This is a genomic window from Streptomyces sp. NBC_01003 (assembly GCF_045162695.1).
Classification (GTDB): domain Bacteria; phylum Actinomycetota; class Actinomycetes; order Streptomycetales; family Streptomycetaceae; genus Streptomyces.
This window is the reverse complement of sequence record NZ_CP108707.1, coordinates 1366010-1392305: the sequence shown is the minus strand read 5'-3', so window position 1 is coordinate 1392305 and position 26296 is coordinate 1366010. Positions and strand designations below refer to the sequence as shown.

The 26296-nt window shown below is 71.3% G+C and carries 18 protein-coding genes; 12 read left to right on the top strand and 6 right to left on the bottom strand.

Features of this window, described 5'->3' with window-relative positions:
• Nucleotides 1-26: 26 nt before the first annotated feature.
• From OG698_RS06510 to OG698_RS06490, 5 genes are all read right to left on the bottom strand, one after another.
• Nucleotides 27-1517 carry a rhamnulokinase family protein gene (locus tag OG698_RS06510; protein WP_406101995.1) on the bottom strand — a complete coding sequence of 497 codons (1491 nt, stop codon included), beginning with the start codon at nt 1515-1517 and terminating at the stop codon, nt 27-29.
• On the bottom strand, nt 1514-3556 hold the full coding sequence (locus OG698_RS06505; protein ID WP_406110881.1) for a bifunctional aldolase/short-chain dehydrogenase: 2043 nt from the start codon (nt 3554-3556) through the stop codon (nt 1514-1516). Before OG698_RS06505 ends, OG698_RS06510 begins: the two co-directional genes overlap by 4 nt.
• A 5-nt stretch (nt 3557-3561) precedes the next feature.
• Nucleotides 3562-4761: an L-rhamnose isomerase gene (gene rhaI, locus OG698_RS06500; RefSeq protein ID WP_406101993.1), complete on the bottom strand. Its 1200-nt coding sequence runs from the start codon at nt 4759-4761 to the stop codon at nt 3562-3564.
• A 138-nt stretch (nt 4762-4899) separates the two neighbouring features.
• Nucleotides 4900-7530, bottom strand: a complete 2631-nt coding sequence (locus tag OG698_RS06495; RefSeq protein ID WP_406101992.1) for an alpha-L-rhamnosidase C-terminal domain-containing protein — start codon at nt 7528-7530, stop codon at nt 4900-4902.
• A gap of 84 nt (nt 7531-7614) precedes the next feature.
• Nucleotides 7615-10830, bottom strand: a complete 3216-nt coding sequence (locus OG698_RS06490) for an alpha-L-rhamnosidase (RefSeq protein WP_406101990.1) — start codon at nt 10828-10830, stop codon at nt 7615-7617.
• A 212-nt stretch (nt 10831-11042) separates the two neighbouring features.
• Here OG698_RS06490 and OG698_RS06485 point away from each other — a divergent pair, with 212 nt between their 5' ends.
• From OG698_RS06485 to OG698_RS06450, 8 genes are all read left to right on the top strand, one after another.
• Entirely contained in the window at nt 11043-12539 is a 1497-nt protein-coding gene (locus OG698_RS06485; protein WP_399971269.1) for a sugar ABC transporter ATP-binding protein, read from the top strand.
• Nucleotides 12540-12579: 40 nt separating this feature from the next.
• Nucleotides 12580-13638 (top strand): ABC transporter permease, encoded by a 1059-nt coding sequence (locus OG698_RS06480; RefSeq protein WP_406101989.1) that lies wholly within the window; start codon nt 12580-12582, stop codon nt 13636-13638.
• Nucleotides 13631-14620, top strand: a complete 990-nt coding sequence (locus OG698_RS06475) for an ABC transporter permease (RefSeq protein WP_406101987.1) — start codon at nt 13631-13633, stop codon at nt 14618-14620. Before OG698_RS06480 ends, OG698_RS06475 begins: the two co-directional genes overlap by 8 nt.
• A 29-nt stretch (nt 14621-14649) precedes the next feature.
• Complete coding sequence (gene rhaS, locus OG698_RS06470) at nt 14650-15732, top strand: rhamnose ABC transporter substrate-binding protein (RefSeq protein WP_406101986.1); 1083 nt, start codon at nt 14650-14652, stop codon at nt 15730-15732.
• A gap of 266 nt (nt 15733-15998) precedes the next feature.
• Nucleotides 15999-17021: a LacI family DNA-binding transcriptional regulator gene (locus tag OG698_RS06465; protein ID WP_406101985.1), complete on the top strand. Its 1023-nt coding sequence runs from the start codon at nt 15999-16001 to the stop codon at nt 17019-17021.
• 59 nt (nt 17022-17080) lie between these two features.
• Entirely contained in the window at nt 17081-18385 is a 1305-nt protein-coding gene (locus OG698_RS06460) for an alpha/beta fold hydrolase (protein WP_406101983.1), read from the top strand.
• An 84-nt stretch (nt 18386-18469) separates the two neighbouring features.
• Nucleotides 18470-19228: a PIG-L deacetylase family protein gene (locus OG698_RS06455; protein WP_406101982.1), complete on the top strand. Its 759-nt coding sequence runs from the start codon at nt 18470-18472 to the stop codon at nt 19226-19228.
• Nucleotides 19229-19255: 27 nt separating this feature from the next.
• Nucleotides 19256-20146: an enoyl-CoA hydratase/isomerase family protein gene (locus tag OG698_RS06450; RefSeq protein WP_406101981.1), complete on the top strand. Its 891-nt coding sequence runs from the start codon at nt 19256-19258 to the stop codon at nt 20144-20146.
• 41 nt (nt 20147-20187) lie between these two features.
• Here OG698_RS06450 and OG698_RS06445 read toward each other — a convergent pair whose 3' ends face one another.
• Nucleotides 20188-21120, bottom strand: coding sequence for an SDR family oxidoreductase (locus OG698_RS06445; protein ID WP_406101980.1), 933 nt, complete (start codon nt 21118-21120; stop codon nt 20188-20190).
• 168 nt (nt 21121-21288) lie between these two features.
• Between OG698_RS06445 and OG698_RS06440 the strand changes: the two genes are divergently transcribed.
• The 4 genes from OG698_RS06440 (at nt 21289) to OG698_RS06425 (ending at nt 26278) form a co-directional block, all read left to right on the top strand.
• Complete coding sequence (locus OG698_RS06440; RefSeq protein WP_406101979.1) at nt 21289-22263, top strand: NADPH:quinone oxidoreductase family protein; 975 nt, start codon at nt 21289-21291, stop codon at nt 22261-22263.
• Nucleotides 22260-23447 (top strand): acyl-CoA dehydrogenase family protein, encoded by a 1188-nt coding sequence (locus OG698_RS06435; RefSeq protein WP_406101978.1) that lies wholly within the window; start codon nt 22260-22262, stop codon nt 23445-23447. Before OG698_RS06440 ends, OG698_RS06435 begins: the two co-directional genes overlap by 4 nt.
• Nucleotides 23444-24535 (top strand): acyl-CoA dehydrogenase family protein, encoded by a 1092-nt coding sequence (locus OG698_RS06430; protein WP_406101977.1) that lies wholly within the window; start codon nt 23444-23446, stop codon nt 24533-24535. Before OG698_RS06435 ends, OG698_RS06430 begins: the two co-directional genes overlap by 4 nt.
• A gap of 141 nt (nt 24536-24676) precedes the next feature.
• The gene (locus OG698_RS06425) at nt 24677-26278 is read left to right on the top strand and encodes an ABC transporter substrate-binding protein (RefSeq protein WP_406101975.1); all 1602 of its coding nucleotides are present in this window, start codon (nt 24677-24679) and stop codon (nt 26276-26278) included.
• The last annotated feature ends 18 nt before the right edge of the window (nt 26279-26296 follow it).

The following is a 26296-nucleotide window of genomic DNA, read 5'->3' as shown; positions in this document are numbered from 1 at the left end:
GCGGCCCGGAGGGGAGACACCTGGCGTCACCGTTCGGCGAGACGCCGCTCGGCGGCCCGCCACGCGGGGTGGTTCCCCCGCGGTTCGTACCGGGTCAGGGACTGGGTGCGGGCGAGGAGTTCGCGTATCGCCTCCCGGTCGCCGACGAGGCCATGGGCGCGCGCCTGCACGAGTACGTTGCCCAGGGCCGCCGCCTCGGCCGGGCCCGCCACCACCGGGAGACCGCACGCGTCGGCGGTCAGCTGGCACAGCAGGGCGTTACGCGCGCCGCCGCCCACGATGTGCACGACGTCGACCACGTGGTCGGCCAGGCGTGCCGCGTCGGCGATCGCCCGCCGGTGCGCGAGCGCCAGGGAATCGAGGATGCACCGGGTCGTCTCGGCCCGGGTGCGCGGCACGGGCTGGCCCGTGTCGCGGCAGGCCTCGGCGATGCGCTCGGGCATCCGGCCCGGGGCGAGGAACGCGGCGTCACCGGCGTCCACCACCGACCGCAGCGGCGCAACGTCCCCTGCCTCCCGCAGCAGCGCTCCCAGTTCGGGATCTCCCCAGGCGCGCAGGCACTCCTGGAGCAGCCACAGGCCCATGATGTTGCGCAGATAGCGGACCGTGCCGTCCAGGCCCAGCTCGTTCGTGAAGTTCGCGGCGCGGCTCGCCTCGCTCAGGACAGGGGCGTCGAGTTCGAGACCGGCCAGCGACCAGGTGCCCGTGCAGATGTAGGCGAACCGCTCGCCGGGTGCGGCTGGGACGGCGGCCACGGCGGAGGCCGTGTCGTGCGAGCCGACGGCCGTCACGGGAACCGGACCCGTCAGGCCCGTCTCCTCCAGGACCTCCGGCAGCAGCTGCCCCGCCGGGTCCCCGGGCCGCCGCAGCGGCGCGAAGAGCCCGAGATCGACCCCGAGGTGATCGGCGACCGAGGATGCCCACCCACCGGTGCGCGGGTCGATCAGCTGGGTCGTCGAGGCGTTGGTCACCTCAGTGCCCTGCTCGCCGGTCAGCCAGTACGAGATCAGATCGGGGATCAGCAACAGGCGGCGCGCAGCCGCCAGTTGAGCGGAGCCCTGTGCCGCCACGAGCTGGTAGAGCGTGTTGAACGGCGCGTACTGCAGCCCTGTCGTCGCGTACAGCTCCGCCGCCGGCACGCTCGCCCACACCTTCTCCGCCACGCCCTCGGTGCGCCCGTCGCGGTAGTGCACGGGCTGGCCGAGCAGCGCGCCGTCCGCGTCGAGGAGGCCGTAGTCCACGGCCCAGCTGTCGATACCGACGGACGCGAGCCGCCCGCCCGCCGTCGCCCCCGCGGCCCGCAGCCCGTCAAGCACGCCCGCGTACAGGCCGAGCACGTCCCAGCGCAGCCCTTCCGGAAGCCGCACCGGACGGTTGGGGAAGCGGTGGGCCTCCACCAGGCCGAGGCTGCCGGGCCCGACCCGGCCGATCATGACGCGCCCGCTGGAGGCACCCAGATCGACCGCGGCGAACGCGCCCTCGCGCGCCCCCACCGGACCCCTCGCCGCGGAGCTCATCGCAGGAAGGCCGCGGCGACGCCGGCGTCCACGGGTATGTGCAGCCCCGTCGTGTGCGTGAGATCCCCGGCCGTCAGGGCGAACACCGCGTTCGCGACATGCTCCGGCAGCACCTCGCGCTTGAGGATGGTCCGCTGCGCGTAGAACTCGCCGAGCTTCTCCTCCTCGATCCCGTACGTCGCCGCGCGCTGCGCCCCCCAGCCGCCCGCGAAGATCCCGGAACCGCGCACCACACCGTCCGGATTCACTCCGTTGACCCGGATGCCGTGCTCGCCCAACTCGGCTGCCAGGAGCCGGACCTGATGTGCCTGATCGGCCTTGGTCGCGGAGTACGCGACGTTGTTCGGGCCCGCGAACACCGCGTTCTTCGAGGCGATGTACACGATGTCGCCGCCCAGCCCCTGCGCTCGCATGACACGGGCGGCCTCGCGCGAGACGAGGAAGGAGCCGCGCGCCATGATGTCGTGCTGGAGGTCCCAGTCCCGGGCCGTGGTCTCCAGGAGCGGCTTCGAGATGGAGATGCCCGCGTTGTTCACCACGAGGTCGACCCCGCCGAACGCGAGGACCGCCGCCCCGAACGCGTCGACGATCTGCTCCTCCGACGTCACATCGACCGTGACGGCCACCGCCTTGTCGGGACCGCCCAACTCCTCGGCCACGGCAGCCGCGTTGTCACCGTTCAGATCCGCGACCACCACGCACGCTCCCTCCGCCACGAGCCTGCGAGCGATCGCCTTTCCGATGCCGCTGCCCGCGCCCGTCACGAGCGCGACCCGCGTGGCGAGCGGCTCGGGCTTCGGCATCCGCCGGAGCTTGGCCTCCTCCAGGGACCAGTACTCGATGCGGAACTTCTCCGACTCCTCGATCGGCGCGTACACCGACACGGCTTCGGCGCCCCGCATCACATTGATCGCGTTGACGTAGAACTCGCCCGCGACGCGCGCCGTCTGCTTGTCCTTGCCGAAGCTGAACATGCCGACGCCGGGCACGAGCACGATCGCCGGATCGGCTCCCCGCATCGCCGGCGAGTCCGGGCCCGCGTGCCGCGCGTAGTAGGCCGCGTACTCCTCGCGGTACTCGGAGTGCAGCTCCTTCAGCCGCGCGACCGCCTCGTCCAGGGGGGCGGACGGCGGCAGGTCGAGGACCAGGGGCCTGACCTTCGTGCGGAGGAAGTGGTCGGGGCAGGACGTGCCGAGGGCCGCGAGGCGCGGATGCTCGGTGCGCGACAGGAAGTCGAGCACGACGTCCGAGTCGTCGAAGTGGCCCACCTGGGGACGGTCCTGCGAGGCGAGCGCCCTGATGAACGGTGCGAGCGCGGCGGCCCGCTCCCTTCGCGCCGCCGGTCCTGCGCCGGTGTATCCCGCGAGCAGCGGTCCGAACGGCTCGGCCCTGCCCCGATCGGAGAGGAACGCCTCCGCGGTGCGGATGATGTGCAGGGAGCGCCGCTCGCACTCCTGTGCCGTGTCGCCCCACGCCGTGATGCCGTGACCGCCGAGGACACAGCCGATCGCGCGCGGGTTGGCCTCCTTGACCGCGGCGATGTCCAGGCCGAGCTGGAATCCGGGCCTGCGCCACGGCACCCACACCACGGTGTCGCCGAAGCACTCGACGGTGAGCTTCTCGCCGTCCGCGGCACAGGCGAGCGCGATCCCGGAGTCGGGGTGCAGATGGTCCACGTGCGCCGCGTCCACCAGGCCGTGCATCGCGGTGTCGATGGACGGCGCGGCGCCGCCCCTGCCGTGCAGGCAGTAGTCGAACGCGGCGACCATCTCGTCCTCGCGCTCCACCCCCGGATACACGCCCTCCAGCGCGCGCAGCCGGTCCAGGCGCAGGACCGCGAGCCCGTCGGCCGTGAGCGTCCCCAGGTCACCGCCCGAGCCCTTGACCCACATCAGCTCGACGTCACCGCCGGTCACCGGGTCGGTCGACGTGCCCTTCGCCGAGGTGTTGCCCCCCGCGTAGTTCGTATTGCGCGGATCCGCGCCCAAACGGTGTGAACGCTCAAGGAGTTCGCTCAACGATGCGTGCAGCTCCGCCATGTCGCTCATGCCCCCCATCCGGCCTGTACGCCTCCGACGCGGTCCTTCACGATCCGCTCCTGCCATCCTGACCGCCGGTAGGCCCCCATGGGATCCGGGTCGAGCCCCAGCTCTTCCCTGACCTCCTCCAGTAGGGGACGCACGTCCGTGTTGTACGCGTCCATGAGCACGCCGTTGGCCGCCAGCACGTCGCCCTCCCGCTGCGCCGCCGCGAGCGCCTCGGTGTCGATGAGCAGCGCCTTGGCCGTCGCCTCCTGGACGTTCATCACCGAGCGGATGATCGCGGGGATCTTGGCCTCGATGTTGTGGCACTGGTCGAGCATGAACGCGATCCCGGAGTCGGCGTCCAGACCGCCGCCCCGCCGCACCTCGTACAGGATCCTGAACAGCTGGAAGGGGTCCGCCGCGCCGACCATCAGGTCGTCGTCCGCGTAGAAGCGCGAGTTGAAGTCGAACGCGCCGAGCCGGCCCTCTCGCAGCAGGAACGCGACGATGAACTCGATATTGGTGCCCGGCGCGTGATGCCCGGTGTCCACACACACCTGCGCCTTCTCGCCGAGTTTGAGGCAGTGCGCGTACGACGTGCCCCAGTCCGGCACGTCGGTGGCGTAGAAGGCGGGCTCGAAGAGCTTGTACTCGAGCACCATGCGCTGGTCGTCGCCCAGTCGCTCGTACACGGTCCGCAGCGCCTCTTCGAGCCGGTCCTGGCGGTCCCGGAGGTCGTCCTGGCCGGGGTAGTTGGTGCCGTCGGAGAACCACAGCTTCAGATCGCGCGAGCCGGTGGCGTCCATGATGTCGACGCACTCCAGGAGGTGGCCGACGGCCTTGCGTCGCACCGCGGGGTCCGGGTTGGTGACACTGCCCAGCTTGTAGTCGTCGTCCTGGAAGACATTGGAGTTGACCGCGCCCAGCTTCACGCCGCGCTCCTCGGCGTACGCGGCGAGCTTCGCGTATCCCTCGGGTCCGCCCTCGACGCGGTCCCACGGTATGTGCAGCGCCACGGTCGGCGCGGCCCCCGTGAACGCGTGGACCTGCGCGGCGTCGTCGAGCTTCTCCCGCGGAGTGCGGGGCACGCCGGCCTGGGCGAACACCTTGAAGCGGGTGCCCGAGTTTCCGTAAGCCCAGGACGGTGTCTCGATCGACTGGCGCTTCAGGACGGCCTTGGCGGCCGCTGTCCGCGCCTCGTGTGCTGTGGACCCGGTCATGTCTCTCCTGTGAACGAACGATCGTTGTGAAACGATTCAAAGCTTGACGCTAAAGGGCCGTGCGGGGTGTGTCAACGGCCCCGCACGGCCTTGTCGGTGACGCGCCTGCGGCCCGATCGCCCGGGCCGCAGGCGCAGTTCAGCTCTCGCGCGTCAGCGTGAAGCGGTGGGTGCCCGGCGCGAGACCGGAGACCGTCACGCGGCCGGAGTCCAGGCGCACCCCGGCCGCCGCGGATCTGCCGTCCCGCCAGAGCGTCCGCCCGCCGGAACGCACGGTCGAGCCCCGGCCGTCCGTGGGCAGCGCGACGATCCCCCGAGTGCCCCGCGGTGCACGCACGGTCAACGTGAACGTGTCGCCCTCACGTGCCCACTCCACACCCAACGGCCCGTGCGGTGTGGGTAGTTCACCCCGCGCCCAGCGCACCGAGCCGGTGTACGGACGCACCTCCCAAGCGGCGTACCCGGGCGAGGTCGGCTTCGCGCCGAGCAGCTGATGGGTGAGCGCGGGCAGCACTCCGGTGGACCACCCGTGCGCCATGCTCGTGTACGCGCCCTCGTACAGCGAGCCGTTCGGGCCGATGCCCTCCCAGTGCGTGATGCCGGGGTCGTGGCTCTCCATCCACCCGTAGGTGCGCTTGATCTGGTCGATCGCCGAGTCGGCCAGGCCGCTCTCGAAGCGCGCCACGAACTCCGGGTACGAGGTGAAGGCGTACACCCGCTGGGAGGCACCACCGAAGAGGGTGTCGTTGTCCATGAAGGCGTTGCCGTACCGGCGTTTCGTCGTCGCGTCCAGGTGGGCGAGCGCCGACGCCGCCCGCTCCGCGCCCGCGACGCCCGACGTGATGGCGATCGCGTTGCCGTCCTGCGCGTGCCGGACGGCGCCGGTCGCGGAGTCCAGATAGGCGCCCGCCGCCTCGTCCCACAGATGCGTGTTGATCGCCTGAGCGACCTTGTCCGCCCGCTCCCGCCACCGCGCCGCGTCCACATCACGGCCCACGTGGTCCGCGATCCGGGCCGCGTCCCTCAGCGCCTGCACATAGTTGGCGTTGTAGTAGGTGATGCGCCCTGTGCGCCCGAGGAACGCGTAATCCCCGTACCCGGCCGTGCCGTTGAGGCCCTTGCTCAGCAGGCCCGCGTCGTCCGTCACGCTCGGGTACCACGTGTCGAGGACCTTCACGAGCTGTGGGTAGTAGCGCTCGGCGTAGTCCTTGTCGCCCGTGTACAGGATGTAGTCCCAGCTGCACGTCACCCACCACAGCGGGTAGTCGAACAGCGGGAGCGTGTAGTGGTTGATGGAGGCCGGCGGGATCCAGCCGTCGGCCCGCTGGTGCTCGGCGAGGTCCGCCAGCACGTTGCGCGAGGCCTCGGCCACTTCGTCGTGCGTGAGATAGAGGGTGCGCCCCGCCACCGCCACGTCGCCGACGTACGGATCCCGGTCCCGCTTCGCGCCGTCGTGCAGGACGAGCTTCCCGTCGAGCGACGCGCTGAAGGCGCCCCGCGGGTCCACGTCGTCCTCGCGGAAGGTGTCGACGACCAGCTCGTTCGTGTACGAGGCGCCGTACCAGTAGCGGTTCAACTCCTCGTCGGAGCACAGGAACCAGCCGCGGTACGACTGCGGTGTGCCCAGATAGGCCGTGAAGTCGAGCGACACGGAGTCCACGGCCACGGTGCCCCACGGCTGCGCGGCGGGAGCGTCGGACGGCAGCGCGTCCAGCGTGATCCTGAGATAGCGGAAGCCGTGCAGGCCGTCCGCGTACACCTTGTCGCCGCCCGAGGCGTAGCCCTTCTTGTCCGTCCACTTGGCGCCGCCCGCAGGGACGGCGTACTGGTCCGTTCCCTTCGAGGCGCCGCCCGCCTGGTCGTTGCGGGTGAAGTCGGAGCGTTCGGTGAGGAACTGGAGCGTCTCGGAGAAGGCGAGGCGCACCCCCGGGTGGTTGTCGGACGCCGAGGCGAAGTCGACCATCGGGTAGCCGACAACGACCTTGCCGAAGTCGAGCGTCACGCTCGGCGCCACCACCGGGTCCACGGCCTCGGGCCAGACCTCGTTGATCCGCGTGAACACTCCCTGCCCGAGGTCCTGGGCCGAGGCGACCGTGATCCGCACCCGCGCCGTGGACACAGGCGCGTCGAAGCGGACGGCGCGCTGTACCGCGCTGTTGCCGGTGACGGCGGCGATCTTTCGCCAGTCCGAGTCCACCCAGGCGTCCACAGTGAAGTCGGTGGGGACGCCGTCCGTGTCGGACACCACGGTCAGGCCCGACAGCGTGAGCGCATCGGGCGCCGTCACCGTCAGGGTGTCGGGGAAGGCGCGCTCGGTGTCGTCGTTCCAGAACGTGTCGAGGTCGCCGTCGACGGCGTGCTGCGCGTCGTACGTGCGCGGTTGGCCGTCCCCTCCGTTGTTGCCGGCGTGCGTGGTGGAGCCTTCCGCGGTGGTTCCGTCGGGCCAGCGCGGTGGCCCGGGAGGCTCGGGGCGGCGCAGGACGGTGACCTGGCCGCCGGGTTCGAGGAGGGCGTCGGGACGGGTCACGTCACCGGCGGACCGGACGATCCGTACCGGTCGCACCGTACGGCTGGACGGCGCCTGGACGTAGGGGTGCCAGGCCGTATCAGCGACCGGTCCGGCGGCCGATCCCTGAACCGGCGTCGCTGCCGCGGCCGTTCCCGAGCCCAGGAGGGGCAGCCCGGCCGCGGCCAGCACCGCCCCGCCCACACCCGCTCCGAGCACGGCGCGCCGGTCGGGCCCCTGTGCTGTCTTCACGTCATCCGTCACGTCTGTGTGCCTCCGTCCGCCCGCACCGGGACCGGGCAGGAGTGAATCGATTTAGGCGTGGGCTCATCTGGGCCTCGCGGTACGTCAGTTGGTGAAGCGGTGGGTGCCGGACGCCGCCGCGAAGACGGCACAGCCGTCGTCCATGCGGAGGAACTTCGCCGCGCCGTGGGCGACCTCAGCCGCGTCGGAAGCGGGGATCCACACCTCGGCGGTCGTGTTGGCCGGCACGGTGAGCGTGAGCCGGAACCCGTCGGAGTCCACCGACCACTTGGTGCTGATCGGCCCCTGGACGGAGTCGTAGCGCCCCTCCGCTCGCGTGACCCCGCCGCCGGGGCGCGGCCGGACGAGGATCTTGCGGAAGCCCGGCTCGGCCGGCGCGATTCCGGCGATGTTCGCGTACATCCACTCGCCGACCGAGCCGTACGCGTAGTGGTTGAACGAGTTCATCCCGGCGTCCTGGAAGCTGCCGTCCGGCTTGATGGAGTCCCAGCGCTCCCACATCGTCGTCGCGCCCTTGTCGATCTGGTAGCCCCAGCTGGGGAAGGACCGCTGGACGAGCAGCCGGTAGGCGACGTCGGTGTGACCGGCCGCGGTGAGGACCGGCAGCAGGCGCGGAGTGCCGAGGAACCCCGTCGACAGGTGCCAGTCCTTGGCCTTGATGAGAGCGACGAGACGGTCGGCGGCGGGACCCCGGTCGGCCTCCGCGAGCAGGTCCATCGACAGCGCGAGCACATACGCGGTCTGCGTGTCGCCCTTCACCTTGCCGCCGTCCGAGACGTACGCCGTGCGGAACGCGTCACGCACACTGCCGAACAGCGAGGTGTACGGGGCCGGGTCCTTGCCCAGCGCCTTCGCCGCCCGCGCGACGAGGTCGGCGGCGTGGGCGAAGTAGGCCGTGCCGATGACGTCCTTGGGCGTCTCGTCCTGGAGGTTGAGCCAGTCGCCGAAGCCCTCGGCGGGGCGCAGGAAACCGCTGCTGTGCTTCTCCAGGTAGTCGAGCCACTTCAGCATCGAGGACCAGGACTCTTCGAGGACGCGCGTGTCGCCGTACGCCTGGTACAGCGCCCAGGGGACGGTCACGCCCGCGTCGCCCCAGCCCGCGACGCCGTTGCCGACGCCGGGCATGTCGGGGGCCACGTTCGTGAAGGCGCCCTCGTCGCTCTGGCCGTCGCGCAGGTCGCCGAGCCACTTGGTGAGGAAGCGGGCCGACTCCATGTTGTAGGCGGCCGTCGGCGCGAAGACGTTGATGTCGCCGGTCCAGCCGAGCCGCTCGTCGCGCGCCGGAGTGTCGGTGGGGATGGAGACGAAGTTGCCGCGCTGCCCCCAAGTGATGTTCTGGTGCAGCTTGTTGAGCATCGGAACGTTCGTCGAGAAGTCCATGGTGAACGGCGCCGACGTGTGGATGACCCGGCCCACGACGGCGTTGAGCGGCGGCTTGCCGGGGTAGCCGGTCACCTCGACGTAGCGGAAGCCGTGGAAGGTGAAGCGCGGCTCGTACGTCTCCTTGCCACCACCCTTGAGGGTGTACGTGTCCGTGGCCTTCGCCGTCCGGAGGTTGGCGGTGTAGATCGTGCCGTCCGGGTTGAGAACCTCCGCGTGCCGCAGCCGTACGGTGGTGCCGGCCTTCCCGGCGACGGTGAGGCGGACCGCGCCGACCATGTTCTGGCCCAGATCGTAGACGAACACGCCGGGCTTCGGCTCGGTCATCTTCCGTGCGGGCAGCTCGCGTTCGAGGCGGGTGGGGCCGCCCGCCTCGGCCACCAGGGCGGCGCTCACCTTGTCGACGGCGGTGGCCGCGACCCAGCCGGAGTCGTCGAACCCGGCGCGCGTCCAGCCGTCGGTCTCCAGGCGTGCGTCGTACTCCTCGCCCGCCATCAGGTCGGCCTCGGTGACGGGACCGGTCGAGGCGCGCCAGTCCGTGCCGGACAGTACCCGCTCGGTCGAACCGTCGGTGTACGTGACCTCCAACTGGGCCAGGAACGCAGGCCGTTCGCCGTACTGATGCGGACCGAACCAGGCGATGTTCCCGGCGTACCAGCCGGCGGCGACCGTCGCCCCGAGCGCGTTGGCCCCGGATTTCACCAGCTTCGTCACGTCGTACGTCTGGTACTGGACGCGCTTGCGGTAGTCCGTCCAGCCCGGCGCGAGCCGGTCCTCGCCGACTCGCTCGCCGTTGATGTGGGCTTCGTACAGGCCGAGCGCCGACGCGTAGAGGCGTGCCCGCGCCACGGACCTGCCCTTGAGCCGGAACTCGTGGCGCAGCTGGGCGGCGGGGGAGTGCGACGGCGCGACCTTGCCCCAGGGGCCCGAACCCCACTTCGCGAGCGCCTTCGCCGGCTTCCACGAGGAGTCGTCGAAGCCGGCCGACTTCCAGTCACCGGCGGGCTCCTGGTCGGCGGCCTTCCAGTCGGCGCCCGTGGCGAAGGTCTTCGCCCCGTCCGCCGTCGTCAGCTCCAGGAGGCCGAGCAGGCCGGCGGGGCTGTCCGTGGCGTTGACGGCGGCGACGGCCAACACGGCGGTACCGGAGCGGAGTTGGGCGGTTACGTCGACGACGGCCGGGCGGCGCCAGTTCTCCGCCGGGCCGTCCGGGTCGGCGTGTGCCACCTCGGTCCCGTTCACGTACGCGGTGTAGCCGTCGTCGGCGGTCATCACCAGGCGGGCCCGGGTCAGGCCTTCGGGTACGTCGGCACGGCCGCGGAAGTAGCGGGTTCCCGCCGGGGCGCCGGCGGCCGGATCGCCCTCGGGGAACCAGATCCAGGAGGCGTCTTCGAGCGCGGGCGTTCCGATCAGCGCCGCGGGCGCGCCGATCCACCGGGCCGACCAGTCCGACGCGGCGGTCAGGCCGGTCTCCCACCAGGACGACTCGCTCCACTCGGAGGCCCGGCCCGTGGTGTCCCAGACCCGGACGGACCAGTAGTAGCGGGTACGCGCGGCCAGGGCGGGGCCCGCGTAGGGGACGAGGGTGGACTCGGGGGAGTCGACCTTGCCGCTGTCCCACACGTCGGGGTCGCCGAGGCGGCTCTCGGTGGTGGCGACGCGTATCTGATAGGCGCTCTGGGCCCGGCCCGGTTCGTCCGACTCCAGTGGCCAACTCAGCCTGGGATGCGGCACGTCGAGCCCGAGCGGGTGCCTCACGTACTCGACGGTGGGCGCGCTCACGCGCACGGCCTTCGCGGCCCGAGCCCCTGCGGCGGCTCCCGAGGCGGGCGCGGCCTGCGCGGCTCCCGGTGCGGCGGAAGCGATGGCCGTCCCCAGGGCGGCTGTCGCGGTCGTGCTGAGCAGTCGTCTTCTGCTGATCACACTGGCTCCATACGACTCGGCTATGAATCGTTTCAGGGAGGGAAGCTAGAGTGACGAAAGTGGCCTGTCAAGGGTTTGCCGCAGCGTCACAACGGGTTGACGGATTTCCAAGTCCCCACCATTGACGGCGCTGTTGGTACGGGGCTAGCTTCCGTGCAATCTGTTTGAAACCTTTCATAGCCAGCTCTTCAGACCCGATCGGTGCCATTCCCATGAGAGAGCCCCCCGTCCTGGCCGTAGAGGGACTCGACAAGTCCTTCGGTGCCGTGCGCGCCCTCCACGGCGTGTCCCTGCAGCTCCACGCCGGAGAGGCGCACGCCCTCGCCGGAGAGAACGGCGCGGGGAAGTCCACCCTCATCAAGACGCTCGCCGGGGTCCACCGGCCCGACGCCGGCACCGTGCTCATCGACGGTGAGCCCGTCGCCCTGCACGGGCCCGCCGACGCCCGCGACGCCGGGATCGCGGTCATCTACCAGGAGCCCACGCTCTTTCCGGACCTCTCCGTCGCCGAGAACATCTTCATGGGGCGCCAGCCCCGCCGCTCCCTCGGCCGGATCGACCACAAGGCCGTCAACGCCGCGGCCGCCGCGCTCTTCGCGCGCCTCGGCGTCGACCTCGCCCCCGAGCAGCCCGCGCGCGGCCTGTCCATCGCCGACCAGCAGATCGTCGAGATAGCCAAGGCGCTCTCCTTCGACGCCCGGGTCCTGATCATGGACGAGCCGACCGCCGCGCTCACCGGCAGCGAAGTGGCCCGCCTCTTCGCCGTGGTGCGCACCCTGCGCGAACAGGGCTCCGCCATCCTCTTCATCTCCCACCGCCTGGAGGAGATCTTCGGGCTCTGCCAGCGCGTCACGACGCTGCGCGACGGGACCCTGATCGCGAGCGAACCCGTCGAGGGCCTGACCGAGGACGACCTCGTACGCCGCATGGTCGGCCGCGACCTCGACGAGCTCTACCCCAAGCAGGCCACCGACATCGGTGCGGTCGCCCTGAGCGTGCGCCGCCTCACCCGCGAAGGCGTCTTCACCGATGTGTCGTTCGACGTGCGGCGTGGTGAGATCGTCGGCCTCGCGGGGCTCGTCGGCGCCGGTCGCAGCGAGGTCGCCCGGGCGGTCTTCGGCATCGACCGCCGGGACGCGGGCACCGTCGAGGTCGACGGCCGCGCGCTCGTCAACGGCGCCCCCAGTACCGCCATGGCCGCGGGACTCGCCCTCGTGCCCGAGGACCGGCGCGCCCAGGGCCTCGTGATGGGCATGTCGATCGAACGCAACATCGGGCTCACGGGGTTGCGCACGACCGCGCGGGCCGGACTCATGGACCGTGGGGCCGAGCGCAGCCGCTCACTGGACTGGGCCATGAAGCTCCAGGTCAAGTACGCGCGGATCGCCGACGCGGTCGGCACGCTGTCCGGCGGCAACCAGCAGAAGGTCGTCCTCGCCAAGTGGCTCGCCACCGGCCCCCGCGTGCTGATCGTCGACGAGCCGACGCGCGGCATCGACGTCGGCACCAAGGCCGAGGTGCACCGGCTGCTGTCCGGACTCGCCGCGGACGGCGTCGCGGTGCTGATGATCTCGTCCGACCTGCCGGAGATCCTCGGCATGGCCGACCGCGTACTCGTCATGCACGAGGGCCGACTCACGGCGGAGATCCCGCGTACCGAGGCGACGGAGGAGTCCGTGATGGCGGCGGCGACGGGGAGGGCGGCGTGATGCGTGGCCCGAGCGAAGCGAACCCCGGAAGGAGGACCCCATGACCGTCACCGCGCAGCCGCCCGCGCCCGCCGTCGATCCCGACAAGGCCGGCGGTACCCGGCTCGTCGACCGGGTCTTCAAGATGCGTGAACTCGCCATCCTGCTGGTCTTCCTGGTGATGATCGGCGTCACCCAGGCCGGCAACAGCGAGTTCCTCTCGGAGCAGGGCATCAAGGACCTGCTCCTCAACGCCACCATCCTCGTCCTCGTCGCCACCGGGCAGGCGCTGGTCGTCATCACGCGGAACGTCGACCTGTCCGTCGGCTCGACCCTCGGCATCAGCGCCTTCGCCGCCGGTGACTACCTCCACGGCGGCGGTAACTCCGTCGTCGCGATCGTGCTCGCCGTCGCCCTGGGCGTCGGCTGCGGGCTCCTCAACGGCGCCCTCGTCAGCCTCGGCCAGGTACCGGCCCTCGTCGTCACCCTCGGCACGCTCTACGTCATCCGCGGCATCGACTCCATCTGGGTCGGCTCGCGGCAGATCACGGCGTCCGATCTGCCGGGCGGATACGTCGACTTCGGCTCCGGCGGCATCTCCGCGGTGCCGTATCTCGCGCTGATCGCCCTCGCCGTCCTGATCGCGGTGGCGTACTACCTGCGGCACTTCGGCGGCGGGCGCGAGCTGTACGCGCTCGGCTCCAACCCGGAGGCCGCGCGCCTCGCCGGCATCCCCGTGCGCCGCCGGATCCTCGCCGCGTACACCGCGTGCGGTGCGCTCGCCGGGCTCGCGGGCGCCCTGTACCTCGCCCGCTTCGGCAACGTCGACTCCGCCACCGGCAACGGCTACGAACTCACCGTCGTCAGCGCCGTCGTGGTCGGCGGCGTCGCCTTCACCGGCGGCTCCGGCAGCGTCTACGGCGCGGCCCTCGGCGCGCTCCTGCTGACCTCCATCAACAGCGTGCTGCCCGCTCTGGGCGTCAGCTCGGTGTGGGTGCTCGCGATCAATGGCTTCCTGCTGGTCCTCGCCATCGCCGTCGACCGGGTCGTCGCCCTGCGAGTCGCCGAGGCACTGAAGAAGAGGGCTGCATTCAACAGAAGGAGTGGCCACCATGGCTGATCTCCCCCTCGCCCGCGCCGTCCGGTGGGACACCGTGGTGGGAGCACTCCTGGTGGTGCTGCTCCTGGTGTCGTTCTCATTCGTCGACGGCTTCGGTAACGCGCTCAACCTGTCGTTCCTGCTCGGTAACACCCTGCCCATCGCGCTGATCGCGCTCCCGATGACCCTTCTGGTCGTCGCAGGCGAGATCGACCTCTCCGTCGCCTCGACGGCCGGCCTGTCCGGGGCCGTGATGGGCTCCCTGTGGAACGCGGGCATGGCCATCGAGACGATCATCCCGCTGTGCCTCGTCCTCGGCATCGTCTGCGGGCTCGTCAACGGCCTCCTTGTGACCCGCCTCGGGCTGCCCTCCCTCGCTGTCACCATCGGCACCATGGCCGCCTACCGCGGCATCGCCCAGATCATCCTCGGCTCGGACGCGGTCACCGACTTCCCCTCGCAGTACCTGGACTTCGCGGCGGGACGCATCGGCGACACCTTCCTGCCGTACGCGTTCCTGCCCTTCCTCGCGCTGCTCGCGATCGCGGTCGTCATCCTGCACGCGACGCCGTTCGGCCGCTCCCTCTTCGCGATCGGTGCCAACGAGGAGGCGGCGCGCTTCGCCGGTATCCGCGTCCGGCGCCACAAGCTGTGGCTGTTCGTCGCCACCGGCCTCATGGCCTCCCTGACCGGCGTGTTCTGGGCTTTGCACTACGCCAGCGCCCGCTACGACAACGCCACCGGGCTCGAACTGTCCGTCGTCGCCGCCGTGCTGCTCGGCGGCATCGACTTCGACGGAGGCAAGGGCACACTCGGCGGCGCGATCGCCGGAGTGTTCCTGCTCGGCGCCCTCCAGAACGCGATGAGCCTGCTCAACGTCTCCGCCCAGTCGCAGATCGTCGTCACCGGCGTCCTGCTCGTCGTCTCCGTGCTCGGACCCCGCGTCGTCCGGCAGCTCGCGACCGCCCGAGCGGGCCGCCAGGCCACCACCCCCTCGCACTGACCTCACGTACCGCCCGAAAGGGGCCCACGATGTCCGCACCCGCACTCCGCCGAGCCTGCCTGGCGCTCGCCGCCGTCACCTCGCTCGCGCTCGCCGCCACCGCGTGCGGCGGCACCACCAAGGACTCGGCGAAGGACGACGAAGCCGGCACGTCCTCCCACGCCAAGGCCGACCCGGGAGCCGCGACCAAGAAGGGCCTGAAGGTCGCCTTCCTGCCCAAGCAGGTCAACAACCCGTACTTCACGACCGCCGACAAGGGCGGCGAGAAGGCCGTCACCGAGCTCGGCTCGACGTACAAGGAGACCGGCCCCAACAGCGCCACCGACACCAGTGGACAGGTCAGTTACGTCAATACGCTCACCCAGCAGCAGGTCGACGCGATGGCCGTCTCCGCACAGGACCCCGGCGCCCTGTGCACCGCACTCAAGCAGGCCATGAAGAACGGGATCAAGGTCGTCACCTACGACTCCGACACCAAGCCCGAGTGCCGTGACGCGTTCGTCTCGCAGGCCAGCGCCGAGGCGCTCGGCCGCACTCAGGTCCAGCTCCTGGGCGAACAGATCGGCTACAAGGGCGACATCGCGATCCTGTCCGCCGCGCAGACCGCGACGAACCAGAACACCTGGATCGACTTCATGAAGGACGAGCTGAAGAAGCCCAGGTACAAGGACATGAAGCTGGTGAAGGTCGCGTACGGCAACGACGACGCCCAGCAGTCCTTCCAGCAGACCCAGGGCCTCCTCCAGGAACACCCCAAGCTCGCCGGGATCATCTCCCCGACCACCGTCGGCATCAAGGCCGCCGCCCAGTACCTGTCCGGCTCCAAGTACAAGGGCAAGGTCTCCCTGACCGGCCTCGGCACTCCCAACGACATGCGCAAGTACGTCAAGAACGGCACGGTCGAGGGCTTCGAGCTGTGGGACCCGGCCAAGCTCGGCGAGCTCGCCGCCCGCACCGCCGTTGCGCTGTCCTCCGGGCAGATCACCGGCAAGGAGGGCGAGACCTTCAAGGCCGGCGGCATGGGCACCTTCACCGTCGGCAAGGACGGCGTGATCGACCTCGGCGAGCCCACCGTCTTCGACCGGAAGAACATCGACGACTACCACTTCTGAGGCTCTAGGGGGTGTCCGGCGGATCAGGGTCGGACAGGTCGCGGCGCCTGGCGCGGTGCATCGCAAGGCGCCGGAGCGTCCTGATAGCGGAGCTGTTCGGACGTTTCGGCAACGCGGCGAGGTGCCGTGCCAGGCGCCGCGACCCCGGCCATGATCCGCCGGACACCCCCTAGTCCTCCGAGTCCCCCGTCCCCGCAGCCACCAGCGCATTCACGGGTAATCTGAACCATTCCCGTCGCTCAACGCCCCATGGAGGTCCCCGCCCGATGGCCCAGTCGGTGGGTATCAAGGACGTCGCCCGCGCCGCCGGAGTCTCCGTCGGCACGGTCTCGAACGTCATCAACCGCCCGGACTCCGTCGCGTCCGACACCAGGGCCCGGGTGCTGTCCGCCATCGACCGGCTCGGCTACGTACGCAGCGAGTCGGCGCGCCAGTTGCGCGCCGGACGCAGCCGCATCATGGGGCTGCTCGTCCTCGACATGGGGAACCCGTTCTTCGTGGATGTCGCGCGCGGCGCCGAGCGTGCCGCGCGCGACGCGGGGCTCGGCGTCATGGTGTGCAACAGCGCGCAGAACCCCTCCGAGGAGGCCGAGTACCTCTCCCTGTTCGCCGAGCAGCGCGTGCGGGGCGTGCTCCTCACCCCGGCCGAGGCGAGCGGCCGCAACATCGAGAGCTTCCGCCGGCACGGCATCCCGTTCGTGCTCGTCGACCGCGTCGCCGAGGGCACCTCGGAGTGCTCCGTGTCCGTGGACGACGTCACCGGCGGCGCGCTCGCCGTGCGGCACCTCGTCGACGCCGGACACCGCAGCATCGCCTACGTCAGCGGACCGCCCGCGCTCAACCAGGTCACGGACCGCCGCACCGGCGCCCTCCAGGCCCTGGCCGAGGCGGGCCTCCCGGCCGGAGCACTGCGCGAACTGCCCACGGAGCGGCTCGACGTCGCGGCGGGACGCGACGCCGGGGCCCGCCTGCTCGGCCTCGCCGATCGCCCCACCGCCGCGTTCTGCGCCAACGACCTGCTCGCCCTCGGCGTCCTCCAGGCGATGTACGCGGCCGGTGTACGGGTCCCCGAGGACATCGCGATCGTCGGCTACGACGACATCGAGTTCGCGTCGGCCGCCACGGTGCCCCTTACCTCGGTACGCCAGCCCGCGGTCACCATGGGAGTGATGGCCGCCGAACTTCTCCTGGAGGAGACGGAACCCGCGAGCGGCGAGCCCCACCGCCACCGCAGGGTCGTCCTCCAGCCCGAGCTGGTCGTACGGGGGTCGAGTCTGGGCTCGCGCTGACATGTGCTGAACTGAGCGGACACCGCACACCGTATTCCGTACGCCGCTCAGGAGCCTCCTTGACGACCGCCACATACCGCCAGCCCGGAGTCGTCCTCACCGACCGCCGCTTCTCAGTGCCGCTCGACCACGACCACCCCGAGGGCGAGAGCATCGAGCTGTTCGCCCGCGAGGCGGTGGCCATCGGCAAGGAACACGCGAACCTCCCGTGGCTCCTCTACCTCCAGGGCGGCCCCGGATTCGGCGCCAACCGCTTCTCCGGCAAGCAGGCCTGGCTCGGCACGGCGCTCCAGGACCACCGGGTGCTCCTCCTCGACCAGCGCGGCACCGGCAGCTCCACCCCGGCCAACCGGCAGACGCTTCCGCTGCGCGGCGGCCCGCGCGAACAGGCCGACTACCTCGCGCACTTCCGCGCCGACTCGATCGTCCGCGACTGCGAGGTCATCCGCAGCGAGGTGACCGGCGGCGCCCCCTGGACGGTCCTCGGCCAGAGCTTCGGCGGGTTCTGCGCCACCCGCTATCTGTCGACGGCCCCCGAGGGCCTCACCGCCGCCGTCATCACCGGCGGCCTGCCCACGCTCGACGGTCACGCGGACGACGTCTACCGCGCCGCGTACCCGCGCATCGAACGCAAGGTCGCCGCCCACTACGCGCGCTACCCGCAGGACGTCGAACGCGCCCGCCGCATCGCCGAGTACCTCGCCGAGCACGAGCCCGTACTGAACGGCGGCTACAAGCTGACCGTCGAGGCGTTCCAGTCCCTCGGCATCCTGCTCGGCGGGACCGGCGGCAGCGACCGCCTGCACTACCTCCTCGAGGACGCCTTCGTCCGCACGCCGGGCGGCGTCGAACTGTCCGACGCCTTCCAGGAGGACGTACAGGCCACGCTCTCCTACGCCGGACACCCGCTGTACGCGCTCGTGCACGAGGCCATCTACGGGCAGGACGCCCGGCCCACGAACTGGTCGGCCGAGCGTGTACGCGGCGAGTTCCCGCAGTTCGACGCCGGGAAGACGCTCGCCGGTGACGGGCCCCTGCTCTTCACGGGCGAGTCCGTGCACCCGTGGATGTTCGACTGCGACCCGGCCCTGCGCCCCCTGCGCGAGACCGCCGAACTCCTCGCCGCCCGCACCGACTGGGCCCCGCTCTACGACCCCGCCCGCCTGGCCGCCAACGAGGTACCGGCCGTCGCCGCCGTCTACCACGACGACATGTACGTCGACACGGACCACGCCCTGCGCACGGCACGCACCATCAAGGGCCTGCGCACCTGGGTCACCGACGAGTTCGAGCACGACGGACTGCGGGCCGGTGCGCCGCGCGTCCTCGACCGGCTGCTCGCCATGGTGCGCGGCGACATCTGACACACGCCGGCGGGGGAGGCGCGACGGCTTTCCCCGCCCGCGAAAGCCTCCGCATCGCGGACGGCACCGCATTAGGGTGCGGCCATGACCGAGCCGAAGATCCAGAACGCCGCCCCCGACCAGCTGCAGCCCATGCCCGAGGACTGGCAGCGCGCCCTCGCCGTCGTGGCGCACCCGGACGACCTCGAATACGGCTGCTCCGCGGCGATCGCCGGCTGGACCGACGGCGGACGCGAGGTCGCGTACGTCCTCGCCACCCGCGGAGAGGCCGGCATCGACACCCTCGAGCCCGCCAAGTGCGCGCCCCTGCGCGAACAGGAGCAGCGCGCGAGCGCCGCCGTCGTCGGCGTGGACACCGTCGAGTTCCTCGACCACAAGGACGGCGTCGTCGAGTACGGCACCGCGCTGCGACGCGACATCGCCACCGCGATCCGCAGGCACCGGCCCGAACTCCTCATCACCCTCAACCACCGCGACACCTGGGGCGGGGTCGCCTGGAACACCCCCGACCATGTCGCCGTCGGGCGGGCCACCCTCGACGCGGCGGCGGACGCGGGCAACCGCTGGATCTTCCCCGAACTCATCGAGCAGGGTCTTGAGCCGTGGAACGGCGTGCGCTGGGTCGCCGTCGCGGGCTCGTCGTCGCCCACGCACGCGGTCGACGCGACGCCCGGGCTCGAACGGGCCGTGCACTCACTGCTCGAACACCGCGCGTACATCGAGGTGTTGACGGACGAGGACCCCGAGACCTACTGCCGCTCGTTCCTCACCGGCAACGTCCAGGCCGTCGCGGAGCGCTTCGGCGGCACACCGGCCGTGCCGTTCGAACTCTTCAGTCGGTAGGGCCCGTCACCTACCCTGCGCCTTCTGATGACACGTCAGGAAAGTGGGGGTGGTGGCGGGATGATCGACACGACGAGCAAGGAACTTCCCGACGAAGGCGAAGGCGAAGGCGAGGGCGAACGGCGGCTCCGGCTGCACGTCGAGGAGGGCGGTATAGGTGTCCTCACCCTGTGCCGGCCGGAGAAGCTGAACGCCTGGAGCTGGGAGTCGAGCCGCCAACTCGGGCTGTTCGCCGACCGGATCCGCTTCGACGACACGATCCGGGTGGTGCTGCTGCGGGCCGAGGGACGGGCCTTCTGCGCGGGCATCGACATCAAGGCGCCCGGCGGCGGGATCACCGGGCGCTCCGGGTCCGAGCGGACGCGCAACTACTACGAGGGCATCCGCTGGGTCCATGAACGGTTCCGCGCGTTCGCCGGTCTGCCACAGCCCGTCGTCGCGGCCGTACAGGGCTACTGCCTCGGCGTCGGCTTCGAGCTGGCGCTGATGGCCGATGTGCGGATCGCGGCCGAGGACGCGGTGTTCGCGCTGCCGGAGGCGCAGCTCGGGGTCGCCGTGGACGCGGGCGGCGATCTGCGGATCGCGCGCGAGGCGGGCGCGGGGTGGGCCAAGTTCCTCGCCCTGACGGGCCGCCGCGTCGACGCGGGGACGGCACACCGGCTGAACCTCGTCCAACAGGTCACCGGGGCAGGCGAGTTGGAAGAGGCCGCTCACTCGGTCGCCGCGGAGATCGCGGCGAACGCGCCGCTCGCCGTGCAGTCCGTCAAGCGTGACATCGACGCCTTCGCGGACGCGGGTATGGGGGCCGCGCTCGACCGAGTGGCGATGAGCGCGGCGCTCACGCTCACGTCGGAGGACATCGGCGAGGGGTACACGGCGAAGGCGGAGCGGCGCGAGCCGCGGTTCGACGGGAAGTAGAGCGTGAGGGCCGCCCTTCGCGGTCCCTCCGGGAACGGTCCTTACTGGAACGGCCCCCTCCCCATCTGCTCCCGTACGGTCACCACAGGCGGGCTCGCCAGTCCGCGCCGCTGCCAGTTCGCCCCGTCCACGACGAGTGTGTGGCCGCTGATGAAGCGGGCGTAGGGGGAGGCGAGGAACGTGGCGGCCCAGCCCAGTTCGCGGGGTGCGCCGACGCGCAGGGCGGGCTGCCGGGCGTCGTGGTCGGCGCTCCCTCTCGGTCCGCCCCTCTCGAGGTTGGCGCGGATGTCGCCGGTCATGTCCTCGTGCGGCATGAGCCCCGGCACGAGGCCGTTGACCTGGATCCCGTACGGGCCCCACTCCACGGCCAGCGTCTCCACCAGGTTCTTCACGCCCGCCTTGGCCGCCGCGCTGTGGGCGAAGCCGGGGCCGCCCGTCCACGCGTACGAGGCGCCTACGGCGATCACCGAGCCCGGCGTGCCCGCCGCGAGATGTCTGCGGCCGAACTCACGGGTCATGTAGAAGGTGCCGTTGAGGGTGATGTCGACGACGGTGCGCCAGGCGTTCGGGCTCATGTCCTCGGCGGGTACGGGGAAGTTGGCGGCCGCGTTGTTGACGAGGACGTCGGGGGTGCGCCCGTGGGCCGCCTCCGCCGTGTCGAAGACCTCGGCGATGCGGTCCGGGTCCCTGATGTCGCAGACCGCGGCCGTCACCGTGCCGCCGTCGCGGCTCACGCGCCCCAGTTCTTCCAGCGCGGGCTCCAGGTGCGCGGCCCGGCGGCTCACGATCATCACGTCGGCGCCGAGCCGCGCGAACTCGGCGGCGACGGCCTTCCCGAGCCCGGTCCCGCCACCGGTGACGAGGACCAGGCTTCCCCGGTACGTTCCCGGGGGGAGCGCTGTCGTGCCGGCCGGGGGAGGGGTGGGCAGCCCCTGCGGTGTCGTCGCGCGGGCGGGGCCGGTCGAGTCCGTCATGCCGTATCGATACCGCGTGGACGCCGAAAGCTCCATGCCTGCGACAAGCCTTGGACATGACCGCGACGCGTACGCGAAAAAGGCCCCCGGCCTGTTCCCAGATCTCCAAGCGACCGCTTAGTATGCGAGCGAACCCGGTAAGACGAAGAAGTCCCGTGGAGGCCCCGCATGCAGGCATGGCAAGTGCACCGGAACGGCGAGCCGAGCGAGGTGATGGAGCTCGCCGACGTCGAGCGGCCCGTCCCCGGCGACGGCCAGGTCCTGCTCAGGGTGCGCGCGGCGAACATCAACTTCCCCGACGCGCTGATGTGCCGCGGCCAGTACCAGGTGCGGCCGCCGATGCCGTTCACGCCCGGCGTGGAGATCTGCGGCGAGACCGAGGACGGCCGCCGCGTGCTGGCCAACCCCGCGCTGCCGCACGGCGGCTTCGCCGAGTACGCCGTGGCGGACGCCGCCGCCCTGCTGCCCGCGCCCGACGCGCTCGACGACGCCGAGGCCGCGGCCCTGCACATCGGCTACCAGACCGGCTGGTTCGGCCTGCATCGCAGGGCGCACCTCCAGGCCGGCGAGACGCTCCTCGTACACGCGGCGGCGGGCGGCGTCGGCAGCGCCGCCGTCCAGCTCGGCAAGGCGGCCGGCGCCACCGTCATCGGCGTCGTCGGCGGCGAGGAGAAGGCGAAGGCGGCCCGCGATCTCGGCTGCGACGTCGTCATCGACCGCCGCGCGCAGGACGTCATCGCCGCCGTGAAGGAGGCCACCGGCGGCCGGGGCGCCGACGTCATCTACGACCCGGTCGGCGGCGAGGCGTACACGCAGTCCACGAAGGTCGTCGCCTTCGAGGGCCGGATCGTCGTCGTCGGATTCGCGAGCGGCACGATCCCGAGCCCCGCCCTCAACCACGCCCTGGTGAAGAACTACGCGATCCTCGGCCTGCACTGGGGCCTGTACAACACCAAGGACCCGAAGCTGGTCGCGCACTGCCACGAGCAGCTCACCGAGCTCGCGGCGCGCGGCGCGATCAAGCCGCTGATCAGTGAGCGCGTGCCGCTGGGCGGCGCGGCGGCTGCCGTGCAGCGCGTCGCCGACGGCGTCACCACCGGCCGCGTCGCCGTGGTGCCCGGCCACGAGGGGGCGGGCGCATGACCGACGCCGCCGAACTGCGCAGCCGCACGCAGACGTTGCTGGCCGCGTATCCGCCCGCGACCACGGACCGTACCGACTTCCTGAAGGCCCGCTTCGACGCCGGGCTCGCGTGGGTGCACTACCCGCAGGGCCTCGGCGGGCTGGGTCTGCCGCGCTCGCTCCAGGCCGTCGTGGACGCCGAACTCGCCGTGGCGGACGCCCCGGACAACGATCCGCGCCGCATCGGCATCGGCCTCGGCATGGCCGCCCCGACGGTGCTCGGCTTCGGCACCGACGAGCAGAAGCAGCGCTTCCTGCGCCCGTTGTGGATCGGCGAGGAGGTGTGGTGCCAGCTGTTCAGCGAGCCCGGCGCGGGCTCCGACCTCGCGGCCCTCGGCACCCGTGCCGTGCGCGACGAGGCCACCGGCGACTGGGTGATCAACGGCCAGAAGGTGTGGACGTCCGGCGCGCACGCCGCCCGCTGGGCCATCCTCATCGCCCGCACCGACCCGGACGTGCCCAAGCACCGCGGCATCACGTACTTCATCTGCGACATGACCGACCCCGGCGTCGAGGTGCGGCCGCTGCGCCAGATCACCGGCGAGGCCGAGTTCAACGAGGTGTTCCTCACCGATGTCCGCATCCCGGACGCGCACCGCCTCGGCGAGATCGGCGACGGCTGGAAGGTCGCGCAGACCACGCTCATGAACGAGCGCGTGTCGATCGGCGGCTCCCGTATCCCGCGCGAGGGCGGCATGATCTCCGCGGTCGCGAAGACCTGGCGCGAACGCCCCGAGCTGCGCACCCACGACCTGCACCAGCGGCTCCTGAAGCTGTGGGTCGAGGCCGAGGTCGCCCGCCTCACCGGCGAGCGCCTGCGCCAGCAGCTCGTCGCGGGCCAGCCGGGCCCCGAGGGCTCCGGCATGAAGCTCGGCTTCGCCCGCCTCAACCAGGAGATCAGCGGCCTGGAGATCGAACTCCTCGGCGATGAGGGCCTGTTGTACGACGACTGGACCATGCGCCGGCCGGCCGTCGTCGACTTCCTGGCCCGAGACGCCGGATACCGCTATCTGCGCGCGAAGGGCAACAGCATCGAGGGCGGGACGAGCGAGGTCCTGCTCAACATCGTCGCCGAACGCGTCCTCGGACTGCCGTCCGAGCCGCGCACCGACAAGGACGTCGCCTGGAAGGACCTCGCGCGATGAGCGATCTGCTGTACACGGAGGAGGAAGAGGCGCTGCGGTCCGCCGTGCGCGGCCTCCTCGCCGCCCACTGCGACGCCGCGTCGGTGCTCGCCCGCGTCGAGACGGAGGAGCCGCACGACCGCGCGCTGTGGAAGTCCCTCGCCGAGGGCATGGGGCTCGCGGGCCTGCTGATCCCCGAGGAGCTCGGCGGCCAGGGTGCGACGCACCGCGAAGTGGCCGTGGTGCTCGAGGAGCTGGGGCGCTCCGTCGCCCCCGTTCCCTATCTCACCAGCGCCGTTGTCGCGACCGAGGCGCTCCTCGACTGCTCGGGCGACGAGGCCTCCACGCTGCTCGGCGCGCTCGCGTCGGGCCGCACGGTGGGCGTGCTCGCCGTGCCCCTGTCGGCCGCGCCCGGCCAGGCCTTCACCGGTGTACGGGAAGAGGGTGGCCGGCTGGAAGGGCGGGTCACCGGCGTCGCCGACGCGGCGGCGGCCGATGTGCTCCTCGTACCGACGAGCAGCGGCCTGTACGCGGTCGATGTCACCGACGACGGCGTCACCGTCGAGGTACGGACGTCCCTCGACCCCACCCGGCCCGTCGCCACGGTGACCTTCGCCGGTGCACGCGCGCGCGTGCTGACCGACAACGCCGTTCCGGCCGTCCGCCGCGCGCTGCGGGCCGGAGCGGGACTTCTCGCGTCCGAGCAACTCGGCCTCGCCGACTGGTGCTTGACCGAAACGGTCCGCTACACGCGCGAGCGCCACCAGTTCAACCGGCCCGTCGGCTCGTTCCAGGCGCTCAAGCACCGGCTCGCCCAGGTGTGGCTGGAGGTCGTCGGCGTCCGTGCCGCGGCCCGCAACGCGGCGGACACCCTCGCCGCCGCGAGCGACGACGCCGATGTCGCGGTGGCCGTCGCCCAGGCGTACGCGGGACCTGCGGCCGTCCATGCGGCGGAGGAGGCGCTCCAGCTGCACGGCGGCATCGGCATGACCTGGGAGCACCCCGTCCACCTCTACCTCAAGCGGGCCAAGGCCGACTCGATCGCCCTGGGTTCCGCGGGCAGACACCGGGAGGAGCTGGCCGAGCTGGTCGACCTCCGGGCGCCCTGACACCGGGTCCGATGCCAGACATGACATCGGGCCTGACCCCGGGTCCGACGCCGGGCCTGACCCCGGGTTTTACCTTCCCTTGACGAGATGGCATTATTGCGACCCGTTCGCAATAAGAGTTGATCTTCAATAGGGGTGGGCATGGTGGTCAGGCCGGCGCGAGGTGCGACAGCGGTGGCGGCGGTCGCCGCATTGTCGGTGACCGCCGCGGCCTGTTCGGCGCCCGGCGGCTCTGGCGGGGGCGGCAAGGGGCGGGCAGCGTCGAGCGCGGTCGTGGGCATCGCCTACGAACCGGACACGCTCAGCCCGCTCCTGGGCTACGGCAAGGACGGCAACTCGAAGGTCTTCGACGGGCTGCTCACCCACGACGCGGACATGAAGCTGCAGCCCGCGCTCGCCGCCGCCCTGCCGAAGGTGAGCGCCGACGGCCGCACGTACACGTACGAGCTGCGCGACGGCGTGCGGTTCAGTGACGGGAAGCCCTTCTCGGCGAAGGACGTCGTCTTCACCTACGAGACGATCCTCGACAAGAAGACCAACAACGCCTCCAAGGCGGAGCTCGACGCCGTCGACACGGTCGAGGCCAAGGGGGACGACACCGTCGTCTTCCGCCTCAAGTACCCCTACGCCCCGTTCGCCGAGCGCACCGTCCTGCCCATCGCGCCCGAGCACATAGCCGGCAAGCAGGACGTCAACACCGGTGACTTCACCACGAAGCCGGTCGGCACCGGGCCATACACGCTCGTGAAGTGGTCCAAGGGCGAGAAGCTCACCTTCAAGGCCAACCCCCGCTACTGGGGCGGCGAGCCGAAGGTCAGGAACTTCACCATGGCCGTCATCAAGGACGACGACGTGCGTGCCACCCGGCTGCGCTCCGGCGACCTCGACGGCGCCATCCTGCCGCCCAACCTCGCCGCGACGTTCAAGAGCGACGGCGACAAGAAGACGTACGCCGCCCGCACCTTCGACTACCGCGTCGTGACCCTGCCCACCGGCAACAAGGTGGCCGGGGACACCGCCGTGCGGCGCGCGCTCGACATCGGCGTCGACCGCAAGGCCATGGTCGACTCGATCCTCTACGGCGCGGGCAAGGAGGCGTACGGCCCGGTCCCGACCGACAGCCCTTGGTTCACCGAGGGCACCGAGCGCACCCACGACCTCGCGAAGGCCAGGAGGATCCTCGACGACGCGGGCTGGAAACCCGGCGAGGACGGGATCCGCGCGAAGGACGGCGTCCGCGCCTCCTTCCCGCTCTGGTACCTGACAGGCGACAAGCTCCGCCAGGACCACGCCCTCGCCTACGCCTCCGACGCCAAGAAGCTCGGCATCCAGATCAAGGTCGAGTCCGGCACCTGGGAGGTCATCGAGCCGCGCATGCCCAAGGACGCGGTCCTCGCCGGCGGCGGCTCCCCGGCCGACCCCGACTTCGACCAGTACACGCTCCTCAAGTCCTCCCTCGCGGGCGACGGCTTCAACAACATGGCCTGGTACGACAACGCGCGTGTCGACAAGGCGCTCGACGCGGCCCGCAGGACCGACGACCGCGACAGGCGCAAGGCCGCGTACGACACCGTGCAGCGTGAACTCGTGAAGAACCCGGGCTACACCTTCCTCACGCACATCGACCACCTCTACGTCGTCGGCGACCGGTTCGGCGACCTCACCACCCAGGTCGAGCCGCACGACCACGGGCTCGCCTCCGGCCCCTGGTGGAACGTCGAGAAGTGGCAGTCGGCCTCGTGAAGCGGCGGCTCCCCTGGG